The 13,337-nt window shown below is 58.7% G+C and carries 27 protein-coding genes and 1 pseudogene; all 28 read left to right on the forward strand.

The features are described 5' to 3' along the window. Positions 1–126, forward strand: a pseudogene (tuf, locus tag ACIQ67_RS10600) (elongation factor Tu); the annotation flags it as partial. 95 nt (positions 127–221) lie between these two features. Beyond that, entirely contained in the window at positions 222–533 is a 312-nt protein-coding gene (gene rpsJ, locus ACIQ67_RS10605) for a 30S ribosomal protein S10 (protein WP_056194266.1), read from the forward strand. 266 nt (positions 534–799) lie between these two features. After that, on the forward strand, positions 800–1,471 hold the full coding sequence (rplC, locus tag ACIQ67_RS10610; RefSeq protein WP_397534339.1) for a 50S ribosomal protein L3: 672 nt from the start codon (positions 800–802) through the stop codon (positions 1,469–1,471). Next, positions 1,471–2,091, forward strand: coding sequence for a 50S ribosomal protein L4 (gene rplD / locus ACIQ67_RS10615; protein WP_397534340.1), 621 nt, complete (start codon positions 1,471–1,473; stop codon positions 2,089–2,091). Before rplC ends, rplD begins: the two co-directional genes overlap by 1 nt. Next, positions 2,088–2,402 carry a 50S ribosomal protein L23 gene (gene rplW, locus ACIQ67_RS10620; protein ID WP_397534341.1) on the forward strand — a complete coding sequence of 105 codons (315 nt, stop codon included), beginning with the start codon at positions 2,088–2,090 and terminating at the stop codon, positions 2,400–2,402. Before rplD ends, rplW begins: the two co-directional genes overlap by 4 nt. Next, the gene (gene rplB, locus ACIQ67_RS10625) at positions 2,402–3,226 is read left to right on the forward strand and encodes a 50S ribosomal protein L2 (protein ID WP_397534342.1); all 825 of its coding nucleotides are present in this window, start codon (positions 2,402–2,404) and stop codon (positions 3,224–3,226) included. Before rplW ends, rplB begins: the two co-directional genes overlap by 1 nt. 12 nt (positions 3,227–3,238) lie before the next feature. Then, positions 3,239–3,517, forward strand: a complete 279-nt coding sequence (gene rpsS / locus ACIQ67_RS10630) for a 30S ribosomal protein S19 (RefSeq protein ID WP_397534343.1) — start codon at positions 3,239–3,241, stop codon at positions 3,515–3,517. Between the two features lie 11 nt (positions 3,518–3,528). Then, a complete protein-coding gene (gene rplV, locus ACIQ67_RS10635) occupies positions 3,529–3,858 on the forward strand; it encodes a 50S ribosomal protein L22 (protein ID WP_282824724.1) in 330 nt (109 codons plus the stop codon). Positions 3,859–3,874: 16 nt separating this feature from the next. Beyond that, the gene (rpsC, locus tag ACIQ67_RS10640) at positions 3,875–4,732 is read left to right on the forward strand and encodes a 30S ribosomal protein S3 (protein WP_397534344.1); all 858 of its coding nucleotides are present in this window, start codon (positions 3,875–3,877) and stop codon (positions 4,730–4,732) included. 2 nt (positions 4,733–4,734) lie between these two features. Further along, entirely contained in the window at positions 4,735–5,151 is a 417-nt protein-coding gene (gene rplP, locus ACIQ67_RS10645; protein WP_195795809.1) for a 50S ribosomal protein L16, read from the forward strand. 14 nt (positions 5,152–5,165) lie between these two features. Continuing rightward, the gene (rpmC, locus tag ACIQ67_RS10650) at positions 5,166–5,363 is read left to right on the forward strand and encodes a 50S ribosomal protein L29 (protein WP_397534345.1); all 198 of its coding nucleotides are present in this window, start codon (positions 5,166–5,168) and stop codon (positions 5,361–5,363) included. Beyond that, positions 5,363–5,632: a 30S ribosomal protein S17 gene (gene rpsQ / locus ACIQ67_RS10655; protein WP_397534346.1), complete on the forward strand. Its 270-nt coding sequence runs from the start codon at positions 5,363–5,365 to the stop codon at positions 5,630–5,632. Before rpmC ends, rpsQ begins: the two co-directional genes overlap by 1 nt. A gap of 150 nt (positions 5,633–5,782) precedes the next feature. Continuing rightward, the gene (locus ACIQ67_RS10660; RefSeq protein ID WP_397534347.1) at positions 5,783–6,295 is read left to right on the forward strand and encodes a peroxiredoxin; all 513 of its coding nucleotides are present in this window, start codon (positions 5,783–5,785) and stop codon (positions 6,293–6,295) included. A 252-nt stretch (positions 6,296–6,547) separates the two neighbouring features. Continuing rightward, positions 6,548–6,916, forward strand: coding sequence for a 50S ribosomal protein L14 (gene rplN / locus ACIQ67_RS10665; RefSeq protein WP_088286487.1), 369 nt, complete (start codon positions 6,548–6,550; stop codon positions 6,914–6,916). A 26-nt stretch (positions 6,917–6,942) separates the two neighbouring features. Beyond that, the gene (gene rplX / locus ACIQ67_RS10670) at positions 6,943–7,260 is read left to right on the forward strand and encodes a 50S ribosomal protein L24 (protein WP_397534348.1); all 318 of its coding nucleotides are present in this window, start codon (positions 6,943–6,945) and stop codon (positions 7,258–7,260) included. 10 nt (positions 7,261–7,270) lie between these two features. After that, entirely contained in the window at positions 7,271–7,810 is a 540-nt protein-coding gene (gene rplE / locus ACIQ67_RS10675) for a 50S ribosomal protein L5 (protein WP_397534349.1), read from the forward strand. Positions 7,811–7,818: 8 nt separating this feature from the next. Then, positions 7,819–8,124: a 30S ribosomal protein S14 gene (gene rpsN / locus ACIQ67_RS10680; RefSeq protein ID WP_397534350.1), complete on the forward strand. Its 306-nt coding sequence runs from the start codon at positions 7,819–7,821 to the stop codon at positions 8,122–8,124. A gap of 23 nt (positions 8,125–8,147) precedes the next feature. Next, positions 8,148–8,543, forward strand: coding sequence for a 30S ribosomal protein S8 (rpsH, locus tag ACIQ67_RS10685; protein ID WP_397534351.1), 396 nt, complete (start codon positions 8,148–8,150; stop codon positions 8,541–8,543). A gap of 19 nt (positions 8,544–8,562) precedes the next feature. Next, positions 8,563–9,096, forward strand: coding sequence for a 50S ribosomal protein L6 (rplF, locus tag ACIQ67_RS10690; protein WP_397534352.1), 534 nt, complete (start codon positions 8,563–8,565; stop codon positions 9,094–9,096). Between the two features lie 11 nt (positions 9,097–9,107). Beyond that, positions 9,108–9,473: a 50S ribosomal protein L18 gene (gene rplR / locus ACIQ67_RS10695; protein ID WP_397534353.1), complete on the forward strand. Its 366-nt coding sequence runs from the start codon at positions 9,108–9,110 to the stop codon at positions 9,471–9,473. An 18-nt stretch (positions 9,474–9,491) separates the two neighbouring features. Continuing rightward, the gene (rpsE, locus tag ACIQ67_RS10700) at positions 9,492–10,010 is read left to right on the forward strand and encodes a 30S ribosomal protein S5 (protein ID WP_397534354.1); all 519 of its coding nucleotides are present in this window, start codon (positions 9,492–9,494) and stop codon (positions 10,008–10,010) included. 19 nt (positions 10,011–10,029) lie between these two features. Further along, positions 10,030–10,212, forward strand: a complete 183-nt coding sequence (gene rpmD / locus ACIQ67_RS10705) for a 50S ribosomal protein L30 (protein ID WP_397534355.1) — start codon at positions 10,030–10,032, stop codon at positions 10,210–10,212. Between the two features lie 26 nt (positions 10,213–10,238). Further along, positions 10,239–10,670: a 50S ribosomal protein L15 gene (gene rplO, locus ACIQ67_RS10710; protein ID WP_397534356.1), complete on the forward strand. Its 432-nt coding sequence runs from the start codon at positions 10,239–10,241 to the stop codon at positions 10,668–10,670. A 20-nt stretch (positions 10,671–10,690) separates the two neighbouring features. After that, positions 10,691–12,001, forward strand: coding sequence for a preprotein translocase subunit SecY (gene secY, locus ACIQ67_RS10715; protein WP_397534357.1), 1,311 nt, complete (start codon positions 10,691–10,693; stop codon positions 11,999–12,001). Between the two features lie 46 nt (positions 12,002–12,047). Beyond that, positions 12,048–12,266 (forward strand): translation initiation factor IF-1, encoded by a 219-nt coding sequence (gene infA, locus ACIQ67_RS10720; RefSeq protein ID WP_009855680.1) that lies wholly within the window; start codon positions 12,048–12,050, stop codon positions 12,264–12,266. A gap of 59 nt (positions 12,267–12,325) precedes the next feature. Next, the gene (gene rpmJ, locus ACIQ67_RS10725) at positions 12,326–12,439 is read left to right on the forward strand and encodes a 50S ribosomal protein L36 (protein WP_058933616.1); all 114 of its coding nucleotides are present in this window, start codon (positions 12,326–12,328) and stop codon (positions 12,437–12,439) included. A 38-nt stretch (positions 12,440–12,477) separates the two neighbouring features. After that, positions 12,478–12,843, forward strand: coding sequence for a 30S ribosomal protein S13 (rpsM, locus tag ACIQ67_RS10730; RefSeq protein WP_137945220.1), 366 nt, complete (start codon positions 12,478–12,480; stop codon positions 12,841–12,843). Between the two features lie 29 nt (positions 12,844–12,872). Continuing rightward, positions 12,873–13,277, forward strand: a complete 405-nt coding sequence (gene rpsK, locus ACIQ67_RS10735) for a 30S ribosomal protein S11 (protein WP_195795824.1) — start codon at positions 12,873–12,875, stop codon at positions 13,275–13,277. Positions 13,278–13,337 lie beyond the last annotated feature (60 nt).

The raw sequence follows: 13,337 nt of genomic DNA on the forward strand, positions 1-13,337 counted from the left end.
GGCGACAACGTCGGCATCACCGTGAAGCTGATCGCTCCGATCGCCATGGAAGAAGGTCTGCGTTTTGCTATCCGCGAAGGCGGCCGTACTGTCGGCTCCGGCGTGGTCGCAACCATCCTCGAGTAAGTCTTTTGCGTGACCGGCTTGGTGCTTGAGTCCGCTCAACCGCCAAGCCGCACCAACTCCGCGGCCTCGGCCGCTCGCTCTTTGAAGGAAAAGTCATGCAAAAGCAAAAGATCCGTATCCGCCTGAAGGCATTCGACTACAAGCTGATCGACCAGTCCGCTCTGGAAATCGTTGAGACTGCCAAGCGTACCGGTGCGATTGTCAAGGGCCCGGTGCCCCTGCCGACGCGCATGGAGCGTTTCGACATTCTGCGTTCGCCGCACGTCAACAAGACTTCGCGCGACCAGTTCGAAATCCGCACTCACCAGCGTCTGATGGACATCGTTGATCCGACGGACAAGACGGTTGACGCACTGATGAAGCTCGACCTGCCGGCAGGCGTCGACGTCGAAATCAAGCTGCAGTAATGAGCGCCTGGGCGTGCTGCACCTGAGCAGCTTTCGTTCTGCGTAAAGAGGGGCATCCGAGAGGCTGCCCCTCTTTTGTCTTCACCTGCTGCTTGCGGTGGCGCTGCCACAGCGCTATACTCGCAAGCTTTTCCGCGCATTGCTTTGCTGTGCGTGGGTTCGTCGCACCCCAAGAGGCGTAAGTTTTTTGGGGTGTAGCTGGTCAGCCCGGCCAATCGATGTCGGGTGTGTGTAAATGGTCCTCGCGAGAGGGCTGGAGAAAAACCATGAGTCTTAGCAATCGTCTCGGATTGCTGGGCCGCAAGGTGGGCATGATGCGCATCTTCACGGACGATGGCGACGCCATCCCTGTGACGGTGCTGGATGTGTCCAACAATCGCGTGACCCAGGTCAAGACCGAAGAGAACGACGGCTACAGCGCCATTCAAGTGGCGTTCGGTGCGCGCAAGGCTTCGCGCGTCACCAAGCCTGAGGCTGGCCACCTCGCCAAGGCGGGTGTTGAGGCTGGCGAAGTCCTCAGTGAATTCCGTGTCAGCGCTGATGTCGCGGCCGAGTACAAGCCTGGTGCGCAAGTGCCGGTGTCTTTGTTCGCGGCTGGCCAGATGGTTGATGTGCAAGGCACATCGATCGGTAAGGGCTTTACCGGCACGATCAAGCGACACAACTTTGGCTCGCAGCGTGCTTCGCACGGTAACAGCCGCTCGCACAACGTTCCCGGCTCCATCTCGATGGCGCAAGATCCGGGTCGCGTGTTCCCGGGCAAGAAGATGTCGGGTCACCGCGGTGACGTGACTGTGAGTGTGCAGAACCTGGACATCGTGCGCGTTGACGAAGCTCGTCAACTGCTGCTGGTCCGTGGTGCTGTGCCTGGTGCAAAGAACGGCCATGTGGTCGTCCGCCCCGCAGTCAAGGTCAAGATCAAGAAAGGGGCCAACTGATGCAGCTCGAGCTCCTGAACGAGCAGGGTCAAGCCACCGCCAAGGTGGACGCTCCTGACACTGTGTTTGCTCGTGATTACAACGAGGCCCTGGTGCACCAGGTGGTCGTGGCCTATCAGGCCAATGCACGCCAAGGTACCCGCGCCCAGAAAGACCGTGAGCAGGTTAAGCACTCGACCAAGAAGCCGTTCCGCCAGAAGGGTACGGGTCGTGCACGTGCTGGTATGACGTCGTCGCCGCTGTGGCGCGGAGGCGGTCGGATTTTCCCGAACATGCCGGATGAGAACTTCTCGCACAAGCTGAACAAGAAGATGTATCGCGCCGGTATGGCCGCCATCCTCTCGCAGCTGGCACGCGAGGGTCGTTTGGCAGTTGTGGATTCGATCGCTCTGGAAGCGCCGAAGACCAAGCTGCTGGCGGCCAAGTTCAAGGCCATGGGTCTGGACAGCGTGATGTTGATCGCCGACGAAGTCGACGACAACCTGGCGCTGGCTTCGCGCAATCTGGCTAATGTGCTGATCGTCGAGCCGCGTTATGCCGATCCGCTGTCGCTAGTCTTCTACAAGAAGGTGCTGGTGACCAAGGCCGCAATGGAGCAACTCAAGGAGATGCTGGCATGAGCGCCGTGAAATATTCTGAAGGCCGTCTGGCTTCGGTGCTGCTGGCTCCTATCGTGTCCGAAAAGGCCACGGCAATTGCCGAGAAGCACAACCAAGTGTTGTTCAAGGTCTTGCGTGATGCCACCAAGCCGGAGATCAAGGCCGCTGTTGAACTGATGTTCAAGGTCGAGGTCGAGTCGGTTTCCGTGGTCAATGTGAAGGGTAAGGTCAAGCGCTTTGGTCGCTCGATCGGCCGTCGCGATCACGTGAAGAAGGCTTATGTTTCGCTGAAGGCGGGCCAGGAGCTCAACTTCTCCGGGGAGGCTGCGTAATGGCCATCGTTAAAGTAAAGCCGACCTCGCCTGGCCGCCGTGCCGTGGTGAAGGTGGTGCACAAGCACCTGCACAAGGGCGCGCCTGAGGCGTCGCTGTTGGAGCCGCAGAAGCAGAAGTCGGGCCGTAACAACAACGGTCATATCACGATGCGCCACAAGGGCGGTGGTCACAAGCACCACTACCGCGTCGTCGACTTCAAGCGCAACAAGGATGCGATCCCGGCCAAGGTCGAGCGTATCGAGTACGACCCCAACCGTACGGCTCACATCGCATTGGTGTGCTATGCCGACGGCGAGCGTCGCTACATCATTGCCCCGCGTGGCCTGGAAGTGGGTTCGACCATCCTGAGCGGCGCTGAGGCTCCGATCAAGGCTGGTAACACGCTGCCGATCCGCAACATTCCGGTGGGTTCTACCATTCACTGTGTCGAGATGCTGCCTGGCAAGGGCGCTCAGATCGCGCGTTCAGCAGGCACTTCGGTGGTGCTGATGGCTCGTGAAGGCACTTACGCTCAGGTCCGCCTGCGCTCGGGTGAAGTCCGCAAGATCCACATCGACTGCCGCGCCACCATTGGCGAAGTCAGCAACGAAGAGCACAGCCTGCGCCAGTACGGCAAGGCCGGCGCAATCCGTTGGAAGGGTATCCGCCCGACCGTTCGTGGTACCGCCATGAACCCGGTTGATCACCCGCACGGTGGTGGTGAAGGTCGTACCGGTGAGGGCCAGGCGCCTGTGTCGCCGTGGAACACCCTCACGAAGGGCTACCGCACTCGCAACAATAAGCGCACGCAGACGTTCATCGTCTCGCGTCGCAAGAAGTAAGGGGTAGACCAAATGGCTCGTTCCCTCAAAAAGGGTCCCTTCGTGGATCACCACCTGATGGCGAAGGTCGACAAGGCCGTTGCCAACAAGGACAAGAAGCCCATCAAGACTTGGTCGCGTCGCTCGACCATCTTGCCCGAGTTCATCGGTCTGACGATCGCTGTTCACAACGGCAAGCAGCACGTGCCGGTCTATGTGTCCGACCAGATGGTTGGTCACAAGCTGGGTGAATTCGCACTGACCCGTACCTTCAAAGGCCATCTGGCCGACAAGAAGGCCGGGAAGAAGTAAGGATGCCAACGATGGAAACCAAAGCAATCGTTCGCGGTGTTCGCCTGTCCTGTGACAAGGGCCGCCTTGTTGCGGACCTGATCCGCGGCAAGAAGGTGGACCAGGCGCTCAACATCCTGGAATTCACCCAGAAGAAGGCAGCCCTCATCATCAAGAAGGCGCTGGAAAGCGCCATCGCCAACGCCGAGCACAACGACGGCGCTGACATCGATGAACTGAAGGTCACCTCGATCTATGTGGAGCAAGGCGCCACGCTGAAGCGTTTCTCTGCCCGTGCCAAAGGCCGTGGCAACCGCATCAGCAAGCCCACGTGCCACATCTTCGTGTCGGTCGGCAACTGAAGGCTGAAGGAAGACTATGGGACAGAAAATTCATCCGACCGGCTTCCGCCTGCCTGTCACCCGTAACTGGGCTTCGCGCTGGTATGCAAACAATCAGAACTTCGCCACGATGTTGGCTGAAGATCTGCGTGTTCGCGAATACCTGAAGGCCAAGCTGAAGAATGCCGCCGTGTCGCGCATTCTGATTGAGCGCCCCGCGAAGAATGCCCGCATCACGATCTTCTCGGCGCGTCCGGGCGTTGTGATCGGCAAGAAGGGCGAAGACATCGAAAACCTGAAGGCCGAGCTGACCAAGCGTCTGGGCGTGCCGGTGGCAGTCAACATCGAGGAAGTGCGCAAGCCTGAAATCGATGCGCAACTGATCGCCGACTCGATCACCCAGCAGCTGGAAAAGCGCATCATGTTCCGCCGTGCCATGAAGCGCGCGATGCAGAACGCGATGCGCCTGGGCGCCCAAGGCATCAAGATCATGTCTGCAGGCCGTCTGAACGGAATCGAAATCGCTCGTACCGAGTGGTATCGCGAAGGCCGTGTGCCTCTTCACACTCTGAAGGCTGACATCGACTATGGCTTCTCCGAAGCCAAGACGACCTACGGCGTGATTGGCGTGAAGGTGTGGGTCTACCGCGGTGACCGCTTGGCCAATGGCGAGGCTCCGGTGATCAACACGCCTGCTGGCGCTGAAGATGATCGTCGCCCCCGCCGCAACGCCCGCCCGGGTGCTCCTGGTGGCCGTGGCCGTCCGGGCAGCGACCGTGGTCCGCGTGATGGTGCAGATAAGCCCGCTGACGCCGCCGCTGGCGACGCAGCCAAGCCCGCCGTGAAGCGTGTGGTCCGCAAGGCCCCCGCTGCTGGCGAGGCCAAAGGAGAATAAGCATGCTGCAACCTGCTCGTCGCAAATATCGCAAAGAGCAAAAGGGACGTAACACGGGTGTCGCCACCCGTGGCGCCGCCGTGTCCTTCGGCGACTTCGGCCTGAAGGCTACCGAGCGCGGTCGTCTGACGGCCCGTCAGATTGAAGCTGCACGTCGTGCGATCTCGCGTCATATCAAGCGCGGCGGTCGTATCTTCATCCGCATCTTCCCTGACAAGCCGATTTCCCAGAAGCCTGCCGAAGTCCGTATGGGTAACGGTAAGGGCAACCCTGAGTACTACGTCGCTGAGATTCAGCCGGGCAAGGTGCTCTACGAGATCAACGGTGTGCCGGAAGCCCTGGCTCGCGAGGCGTTCACGCTGGCTGCTGCAAAGCTGCCTCTGCGTTGCACCTTCGTGGCTCGCCAGGTCGGCGCCTGATTGGAGAGAACACCATGAAAGCATCTGAACTGCGTAGCAAGGATGTCGCTGCCTTGGAAAAGGAAGTGACTGATCTGCTGAAGGCCCATTTCGGTCTTCGCATGCAAAAGGCGACTCAACAGCTCACGAACCACTCGGTCCTGGGTAAGACTCGTCGCGACATCGCTCGCGTCAAGACCGTCTTGGCCGAGAAGAAGAAGGGAGCCGCATAATGACGCAAGCTCAAGAAAAGAACACGCGCACCCTGGTGGGACGTGTGGTCAGCGACAAGCGCGCCAAGACGGTCACCGTTCTGGTCGAGCGTCGCGCAAAGCACGAGTTGTATGGCAAGATCGTCGCCCGTTCCCGCAAGTACCACGCCCATGACGAAAAGGGTGAGTACAAGATGGGTGACGTCGTCGAAATCGCCGAAGGCCGCCCGCTGTCGAAGACCAAGAACTGGGTCGTGACCCGCTTGGTTGAAAAGGCTCAGGTCGTTTAAGCGCTTGGCTTGATAAGCCGAAGGCGGAAGGGGCTTTTGCCTCGACTCGCCCGAACGGCCGGAACGCTGGAATACTAGCGTCCGGCCGTTTTTCACTTTGGGCTGCTGGTTCTCACGCAGCGGAAACACAGAACTTGATTGGAGTGCACCATGTTGAAGGTTGGAGAGACATTGCCGTCGTCGACGCTGCAGGAGTTCATCGAGGTAGAAGGGAACGGTTGCTCCTTGGGCCCCAATGCCTTCGAGACGAGCAAAGCCGCTGCAGGCAAGACGATCGCAGTCTTTGCGTTGCCTGGGGCTTATACGCCGACATGTTCCGCCAAGCATGTTCCTGGGTATGTCGAGCAGGCCGATGCTTTGCGTGCCGCTGGTGTTGACGAAATCTGGTGCGTCTCCGTCAATGATGCATTCGTGATGGGTGCCTGGGGACGCGATCAGAAAACGGCCGGCAAGGTGCGCATGATGGCTGACGGCAGTGCTGATTTCACCAAAGCGACTGGGCTTACGCTGGATTTGACGTCGCGTGGTATGGGGCTGCGCTCTCAGCGCTATTCCATGCTGGTCGTAGACGGCCAGGTGAAGACACTCAACGTGGAGGCGCCGGGTGCCTTTGCCGTGAGCGATGCTTCTACCTTGCTTGAGCAGGCCAAGGCCTTGCGTTGAGCACGTGCGCCCGATGCAGTGTGCTTTGCGGGCGCAATGAATTTATCGCCGCCGGTGCTTGACACTGGCAAGTGGATGGCTTCATAATCCACAGCTTCGCCGAACGCTAGTTCAGTCGCGTGACTGAATGTGGCCTCGGATCCGCCCTCAATCGCTGGGCGCCGTGCCTTATGGCGTGGCGTTAGGCTTACGGGCCCAAGACTGACCGCCCGAGCGTTGCGACGATTGGTGCGGGAAAAGTTGGGGACAGACATGATTCAAATGCAATCGCGACTCGACGTCGCGGATAACACTGGCGCCAAGTCCGTCATGTGCATCAAGGTGCTTGGTGGTTCCAAGCGTCGTTATGCAGGCATTGGCGACATTATCAAGGTCAGCATCAAAGAAGCCGCACCGCGTGGCCGCGTCAAAAAGGGCGAGGTCTATAGCGCTGTGGTCGTTCGTACCGCCAAGGGTGTTCGTCGTCAAGACGGCTCGTTGGTGAAGTTTGACGGCAATGCCGCTGTGCTGCTGAATGCCAAGCTGGAGCCGATCGGCACCCGTATCTTCGGCCCGGTGACGCGCGAGTTGCGTACCGAGCGCTTCATGAAGATCGTGTCGCTGGCGCCCGAGGTGCTCTAAGCATCGCCACAGTCAAAGGTACTGCCATGAACAAGATTCGTAAAGGCGACGAGGTCATTGTCCTGACCGGTCGCGACAAGGGTAAGCGCGGCACCGTGTCGCAGCGTGTTGACGTTGATCACATCGTTGTTGATGGTGTGAACGTCGTCAAGAAGCACGTCAAGCCCAATCCCCTCAAGGGCACCACCGGTGGTGTGGTCGACAAGACGATGCCCATTCATCAATCCAACGTGGCGATTTTCAACGCTGCATCCGGCAAGGCCGATCGCGTGGGCATCAAGTTGCTCGCAGACGGCAAGAAGGTGCGCGTCTACAAGTCGACCGGCGAAGAGATCAAGGCTTAAGGGGTTCGACATGGCTCGTTTGCAAGCGGTTTATCGCGAAAAAGTTGTGCCCAGCCTCGTTGAGAAGTTTGGCTACAAGTCGGTCATGGAAGTGCCCCGTATCACGAAGATCACCCTGAACATGGGTGTGAGCGAGGCGGTGGCAGACAAGAAGGTCATGGACCACGCGGTTGGTGACCTGACCAAGATTGCAGGTCAGAAGCCCGTGATCACGAAGTCGAAGAAGGCTATTGCCGGCTTCAAGATTCGTGACGGCGTGCCTATCGGCTGCATGGTCACGCTGCGCGGCATCCAGATGTACGAATTCCTGGATCGCTTCGTGACGATCGCGCTGCCGCGCGTTCGTGACTTCCGTGGTATCTCTGGCCGTTCGTTCGACGGTCGCGGTAACTACAACATCGGCGTCAAAGAGCAGATCATCTTCCCGGAAATCGAGTACGACAAGGTCGATGCTCTCCGCGGCTTGAACATCAGCATCACGACGACTGCAAAGTCGGACGACGAGTGCAAGGCCTTGTTGGCTGCATTCAAGTTCCCGTTCAAGAACTGAGGTGACCTGTGGCAAAACTCTCGATTAAGCAGCGTGAGCTGAAGCGCGAACAACTTGTCGCCAAGTACGCCAAGAAGTATGCCGAGTTGAAGGCCATCATCGATGACTCCAAGAAGTCCGATGAGGAGCGTTACCTCGCCCGCTTGGAGCTGCAGAAGCTGCCCCGCAACGCCTATCCGACGCGTCTTCGCAATCGTTGCGAATTGACGGGTCGTCCTCGCGGCACGTTCCGCAAGTTCGGGCTGGCCCGTAACAAGATTCGTGAGCTGGCCTTCAAGGGCGACATCCCCGGTGTCGTCAAGGCCAGCTGGTAATCGGCAGGTTTAGGAGATTTCGTATGAGCATGAGTGATCCTATCGCCGATATGCTGACTCGCATTCGCAACGCGCAAAGCGTTGAGAAGGCTAGCGTCGTGATGCCTTCCTCGAAGCTGAAGGTTGCGATCGCCAAGGTCCTCAAGGACGAGGGCTATATCGACGGTTTCGCGATTCGCGGTGAAGCAGCCCGCCCGGAGCTGGAGATTGCGTTGAAGTACTACGCAGGCCGTCCAGTGATCGAGCGCATTGAGCGCGTGAGCCGACCTGGCCTGCGCATTTACAAGGGCCGCCACGATATTCCCCAGGTCATGAATGGCCTGGGTGTGGCGATTGTCACTACGCCCAAGGGCGTGATGACCGACCGCAAAGCACGTCAAGCCGGCATCGGCGGCGAAGTGCTCTGCTACGTCGCCTAAGCGCAAGGAGAGACAGACAATGTCCCGCGTTGGAAAAATGCCGGTCGCCGTCCCGCAAGGCGTGGAAGTGGCGATCTCTGCTGAGCAGATCAGCGTCAAGGGTGCTCAGGGAACGCTGGTTCGTCCGGTTCACCCCCTGGTCACGATCAAGAACGATGGCGGCAAGCTGAGCTTTGTGCCGGTCAACGAATCTGCTGATGCTGATTCGATGAGTGGTACGTTGCGCGCCCTGGTGGCCAATATGGTCAGCGGTGTGAGCAAAGGCTTTGAGCGCAAGCTGAACCTGGTCGGCGTGGGTTACCGCGCACAGGCACAGGGTCAGAAGCTCAACCTCCAGATCGGTTTCTCTCACCCTGTGGTGAAGGACATGCCGGCTGGTATCAAGGTTGAGTGCCCGACCCAGACGGAAATCTTGATCAAGGGTGCGGACCGCCAAGTGGTGGGTCAGATCGCTGCTGAAGTTCGCGCGATCCGTCCCCCGGAGCCTTACAAGGGCAAGGGCATCCGCTATTCCGATGAGAAGGTCTCTCTCAAAGAGACCAAGAAGAAGTAAGGAGCAGCGCCATGTTGACGAAGAAAGAACAGCGCATCCGTCGCTCGCGTCAGACCCGTGCACGTATCGCCGTGCAACGTGTTGCTCGCCTCACGGTGTTTCGCTCCAATTTGCACATTTACGCCAGCGTCATCTCGGAAGATGGTGCACGCGTGTTGGCCAGCGCTTCGACTGCCGAAAAGGAAGTCCGCGAGCAACTGGGTACCGCAGGCAAGGGTGGCAACGTGGCCGCTGCGGCACTGATCGGCAAGCGTATTGCCGAGAAGGCCAAGGCTGCTGGCGTCGAGAAGGTGGCTTTCGACCGTGCAGGCTTCGCCTATCACGGTCGTGTCAAGGCGCTGGCTGAGGCCGCGCGCGAAGCCGGTCTTCAGTTCTGACGCTTAAAGGATTTCGAAATGGCAAAGTTTCAACCCCGCGCGCAGACCGAAGGCAATGACGACGGCCTGAAGGAAAAGATGATCGCGGTGAACCGCGTCACGAAGGTTGTGAAGGGTGGCCGCACGCTGTCTTTCGCGGCACTGACCGTGGTCGGCGATGGCGATGGTCGCATCGGCATGGGCAAGGGCAAGGCTAAGGAAGTGCCGGTTGCGGTGCAGAAGGCCATGGAGTCTGCTCGCCGTAACATGATCAAGGTGAACCTCAAGAACGGCACCATTCACCACAACGTGGTGGGTGAGCACGGAGCTGCTCACGTCATCATGGCTCCGGCACCTGCCGGTACCGGCGTGATTGCTGGCGGCCCGATGCGCGCAGTCTTCGAGGTGATGGGCGTGACGGACATCGTGACCAAGAGCCACGGTTCGACCAACCCTTACAACATGGTTCGCGCCACGCTGGACGCTCTGAAGCGTTCGACAACGGCCGCGGAAGTCGCAGCCAAGCGCGGCAAGTCTGTTGAAGACATCTTCAACTGAAGCTGCACTGGAGAGACTGATGTCTGAAAAGAAAACTCTGACGGTCAAGCTGGTTCGCAGCCCCATTGGCACACGCGCTTCGCACCGTGCCACTGTGGTGGGCCTGGGCCTGCGCAAGCTGAACAGCACCAGTGTGTTGGAAGACACGCCTGCGGTGCGCGGCATGATCAACAAGATCGCCTATCTCGTTCAGGTGCTGTAAGCCCTGGACGAACTGAGGAATAGAACATGCAACTCAATACCATCAAGCCGGCAGCTGGTGCAAAGCACTCTAAGCGTCGCGTGGGCCGTGGCATTGGCTCTGGCCTGGGCAAGACTGCCGGCCGTGGCCACAAAGGTCAAAAGTCGCGTGCTGGTGGCTACCACAAGGTGGGCTTCGAAGGCGGTCAGATGCCGCTGCAGCGTCGTCTGCCCAAGCGTGGCTTCAAGTCTCTGGCCCGTCCGTTCAACGCTGAAGTGACCTTGAGCGACTTGCAAGCCCTGGCCGGTGACGAGATCGACATGCTGACGCTGAAGGCTGTCGGCCTGGTTTCCGAGCTGACCAAGTCAGTCAAGGTGATCAAGTCTGGCGAGATCAGCCGTAAGGTTGTGCTCAAGGGTGTTGGCGCTACGGCTGGTGCCAAGTCGGCAATTGAAGCCGCTGGCGGCTCTGTTGCTTAAGCATTCATAGGAAGCGGCGCGTGGCAACCAACCCAAACCAGTTGGCCAAGAGTGGCAAGTTCGGCGACCTGCGTCGTCGGCTTGTGTTCTTGTTGCTGGCTCTGGTTGTTTACCGCATCGGAGCGCATATTCCGGTGCCTGGTATTGACCCTGCACAGTTGCAGCAGCTCTTCAAGGGCCAGCAAGGCGGCATCCTGAGCTTGTTCAACATGTTCTCGGGTGGAGCGCTGTCTCGTTTCACCATCTTTGCGCTGGGCATCATGCCCTACATCTCGGCTTCTATCGTCATGCAGTTGATGACGCATGTGGTGCCGAGCCTGGAGGCGTTGAAGAAGGAAGGCGAGGCGGGTCGCCGCAAGATTACCCAGTACACGCGCTACGGTACCTTGGGGCTGGCTATTTTCCAGTCGCTGAGTATTGCGCTTGCCCTGGAAAGTTCTGCGGGCTTGGTGATTGCTCCTGGATTTGGCTTCCGTCTGACTGCAGTTTCCAGTCTGGTGGCAGGGACGATGTTCTTGATGTGGCTCGGCGAGCAGATCACTGAGCGCGGCCTCGGCAACGGCATCTCGATCTTGATTTTTGCAGGTATTGCGGCTGGTTTGCCGAGCGCCATTGGTGGCTTGCTGGAGTTGGTTCGTACCGGCGCGATGAGCATCATTGCCTCGATCTTTATCGTTGCACTGGTGGTCGTGGTTACGTACGTCGTGGTCTTTGTCGAGCGCGGTCAGCGCAAGATCTTGGTGAACTACGCCAAACGGCAGGTCGGCAACAAGGTGTACGGTGGTCAATCGTCCCACTTGCCGCTGAAGCTGAACATGTCTGGCGTGATCCCGCCGATCTTCGCTTCGTCGATCATCTTGCTGCCGACGACGCTGGTGAGTTGGTTCGCGACCGGTGATGGCCTGCGTTGGCTGAAGGATCTGGCAGGGGCGTTGAGTCCTGGTCAGCCGATCTATGTCCTTCTGTACGCCGCTGCGATCGTGTTCTTCTGCTTCTTCTACACAGCGTTGGTTTTCAACAGCCGTGAGACTGCAGACAACTTGAAGAAGAGTGGCGCGTTCATCCCTGGAATTCGGCCGGGTGATCAGACTGCCAAGCACATCGACAAGATTCTCGGACGTCTGACGCTGGCAGGGGCTGTGTACATCACTGCGGTTTGCTTGCTGCCGGAGTTCCTGGTTCTTAAGTACAACGTGCCGTTCTATTTCGGTGGCACGTCGCTGTTGATCATCGTTGTTGTGACGATGGACTTCTGGGCGCAGGTGCAGTCTTATGTGATGAGTCAGCAGTACGAGTCGCTGCTGAAGAAGGCAAACTTCAAGGCCAGCTGAGAGCTGAACCATTGATAGGTTTTCCAACCGACAGAGCAACGCAGGCATGGCGAAAGACGACGTCATTCAGATGCAGGGCGAGATTCTTGAGAATCTTCCTAACGCGACGTTTCGGGTGAAGTTGGAAAACGGGCATGTAGTTCTAGGTCATATTTCCGGCAAGATGCGGATGCATTACATCCGCATACTTCCGGGGGATAAGGTGACTGTGGAGCTCACGCCTTACGATTTGAGTCGTGCTCGCATCGTGTTCCGGGCGAAGTGAGCGTATTCGTTCCCCGGACGCGAAGTTTGAGTATTTAAGAGTAGGTCAAGGAGCAGACCATGAAAGTTTCGGCATCCGTGAAGAAGATGTGCCGCAATTGCAAGATCATCCGCCGCAATGGTGTGGTGCGTGTGATCTGTACCGATCCGCGACACAAGCAGCGTCAAGGCTGATTGCTGCTGCACGACACTGAGCGAATTAGAGGACGCACATGGCACGTATTGCTGGTATCAATATTCCGCCGCAAAAGCACACTGAGATCGGTCTGACGTCGATCTACGGCATTGGCCGTACGACGGCTCAGAAGATCTGCACGACTTGCGGTATTCCGTTTGACAAGAAGGTCAAAGACCTGACTGACGCTGATCTCGAGAAGATCCGCGAAGAAGTCGGCCGCATGACCATCGAAGGCGACCTGCGCCGCGAGATGTCCATCAACATCAAGCGCTTGATGGACCTCGGTTGCTACCGTGGCTTCCGCCATCGTCGTGGTCTGCCGATGCGTGGTCAGCGCACCCGCACGAACGCGCGCACTCGCAAAGGCCCGCGCAAGTCGGCGGCTACTGGCAAGAAGTGATCCGCGGCAGGCATTGAAAGAAGGTCAATATGGCAAAAGCACCCAATAACTCGGCTGCCCAGCGCGTTCGCAAGAAGGTTCGCAAGAACGTTGCTGACGGCGTTGCGCACGTTCACGCTTCGTTCAACAACACGATCATTACGATCACCGATCGCCAAGGCGGTGCACTTTCGTGGGCATCGTCTGGTGGCCAAGGCTTCAAGGGTTCGCGCAAGTCGACTCCCTTTGCAGCTCAGGTCGCGGCCGAAGTTGCCGGCCGTGCAGCGCAAGAGCAAGGCATCAAGAACCTCGACGTGAAGATCAAGGGCCCCGGTCCTGGTCGTGAGTCGTCGGTTCGTGCTCTGGCCGCGCTGGGCATTCGAATCACGTCGATTTCTGACGTGACGCCGGTGCCGCACAACGGCTGCCGCCCTCAGAAGCGTCGTCGCATCTAAGGCGGGTCGCTTTAGTGCGATAATCTCGCGCTCATTCTCCAAGCCAGCTGGTACTTCAGT

The sequence above is a fragment of the Roseateles sp. genome, from assembly GCF_044373315.1.
In the GTDB taxonomy this organism is placed as follows: domain Bacteria; phylum Pseudomonadota; class Gammaproteobacteria; order Burkholderiales; family Burkholderiaceae_C; genus JACDQM01.

What these genes read in the sequence shown, in the direction of transcription:
- rpsJ (WP_056194266.1), top strand. Translation starts at nt 222, where the DNA reads ATGCAAAAGCAAAAGATCCGTATCCGCCTGAAGGCATTCGACTACAAG.
- rplC (WP_397534339.1), top strand. Translation starts at nt 800, where the DNA reads ATGAGTCTTAGCAATCGTCTCGGATTGCTGGGCCGCAAGGTGGGCATG.
- rplD (WP_397534340.1), top strand. Translation starts at nt 1,471, where the DNA reads ATGCAGCTCGAGCTCCTGAACGAGCAGGGTCAAGCCACCGCCAAGGTG.
- rplW (WP_397534341.1), top strand. Translation starts at nt 2,088, where the DNA reads ATGAGCGCCGTGAAATATTCTGAAGGCCGTCTGGCTTCGGTGCTGCTG.
- rplB (WP_397534342.1), top strand. Translation starts at nt 2,402, where the DNA reads ATGGCCATCGTTAAAGTAAAGCCGACCTCGCCTGGCCGCCGTGCCGTG.
- rpsS (WP_397534343.1), top strand. Translation starts at nt 3,239, where the DNA reads ATGGCTCGTTCCCTCAAAAAGGGTCCCTTCGTGGATCACCACCTGATG.
- rplV (WP_282824724.1), top strand. Translation starts at nt 3,529, where the DNA reads ATGGAAACCAAAGCAATCGTTCGCGGTGTTCGCCTGTCCTGTGACAAG.
- rpsC (WP_397534344.1), top strand. Translation starts at nt 3,875, where the DNA reads ATGGGACAGAAAATTCATCCGACCGGCTTCCGCCTGCCTGTCACCCGT.
- rplP (WP_195795809.1), top strand. Translation starts at nt 4,735, where the DNA reads ATGCTGCAACCTGCTCGTCGCAAATATCGCAAAGAGCAAAAGGGACGT.
- rpmC (WP_397534345.1), top strand. Translation starts at nt 5,166, where the DNA reads ATGAAAGCATCTGAACTGCGTAGCAAGGATGTCGCTGCCTTGGAAAAG.
- rpsQ (WP_397534346.1), top strand. Translation starts at nt 5,363, where the DNA reads ATGACGCAAGCTCAAGAAAAGAACACGCGCACCCTGGTGGGACGTGTG.
- ACIQ67_RS10660 (WP_397534347.1), top strand. Translation starts at nt 5,783, where the DNA reads ATGTTGAAGGTTGGAGAGACATTGCCGTCGTCGACGCTGCAGGAGTTC.
- rplN (WP_088286487.1), top strand. Translation starts at nt 6,548, where the DNA reads ATGATTCAAATGCAATCGCGACTCGACGTCGCGGATAACACTGGCGCC.
- rplX (WP_397534348.1), top strand. Translation starts at nt 6,943, where the DNA reads ATGAACAAGATTCGTAAAGGCGACGAGGTCATTGTCCTGACCGGTCGC.
- rplE (WP_397534349.1), top strand. Translation starts at nt 7,271, where the DNA reads ATGGCTCGTTTGCAAGCGGTTTATCGCGAAAAAGTTGTGCCCAGCCTC.
- rpsH (WP_397534351.1), top strand. Translation starts at nt 8,148, where the DNA reads ATGAGCATGAGTGATCCTATCGCCGATATGCTGACTCGCATTCGCAAC.
- rplF (WP_397534352.1), top strand. Translation starts at nt 8,563, where the DNA reads ATGTCCCGCGTTGGAAAAATGCCGGTCGCCGTCCCGCAAGGCGTGGAA.
- rplR (WP_397534353.1), top strand. Translation starts at nt 9,108, where the DNA reads ATGTTGACGAAGAAAGAACAGCGCATCCGTCGCTCGCGTCAGACCCGT.
- rpsE (WP_397534354.1), top strand. Translation starts at nt 9,492, where the DNA reads ATGGCAAAGTTTCAACCCCGCGCGCAGACCGAAGGCAATGACGACGGC.
- rpmD (WP_397534355.1), top strand. Translation starts at nt 10,030, where the DNA reads ATGTCTGAAAAGAAAACTCTGACGGTCAAGCTGGTTCGCAGCCCCATT.
- rplO (WP_397534356.1), top strand. Translation starts at nt 10,239, where the DNA reads ATGCAACTCAATACCATCAAGCCGGCAGCTGGTGCAAAGCACTCTAAG.
- infA (WP_009855680.1), top strand. Translation starts at nt 12,048, where the DNA reads ATGGCGAAAGACGACGTCATTCAGATGCAGGGCGAGATTCTTGAGAAT.
- rpmJ (WP_058933616.1), top strand. Translation starts at nt 12,326, where the DNA reads ATGAAAGTTTCGGCATCCGTGAAGAAGATGTGCCGCAATTGCAAGATC.
- rpsM (WP_137945220.1), top strand. Translation starts at nt 12,478, where the DNA reads ATGGCACGTATTGCTGGTATCAATATTCCGCCGCAAAAGCACACTGAG.
- rpsK (WP_195795824.1), top strand. Translation starts at nt 12,873, where the DNA reads ATGGCAAAAGCACCCAATAACTCGGCTGCCCAGCGCGTTCGCAAGAAG.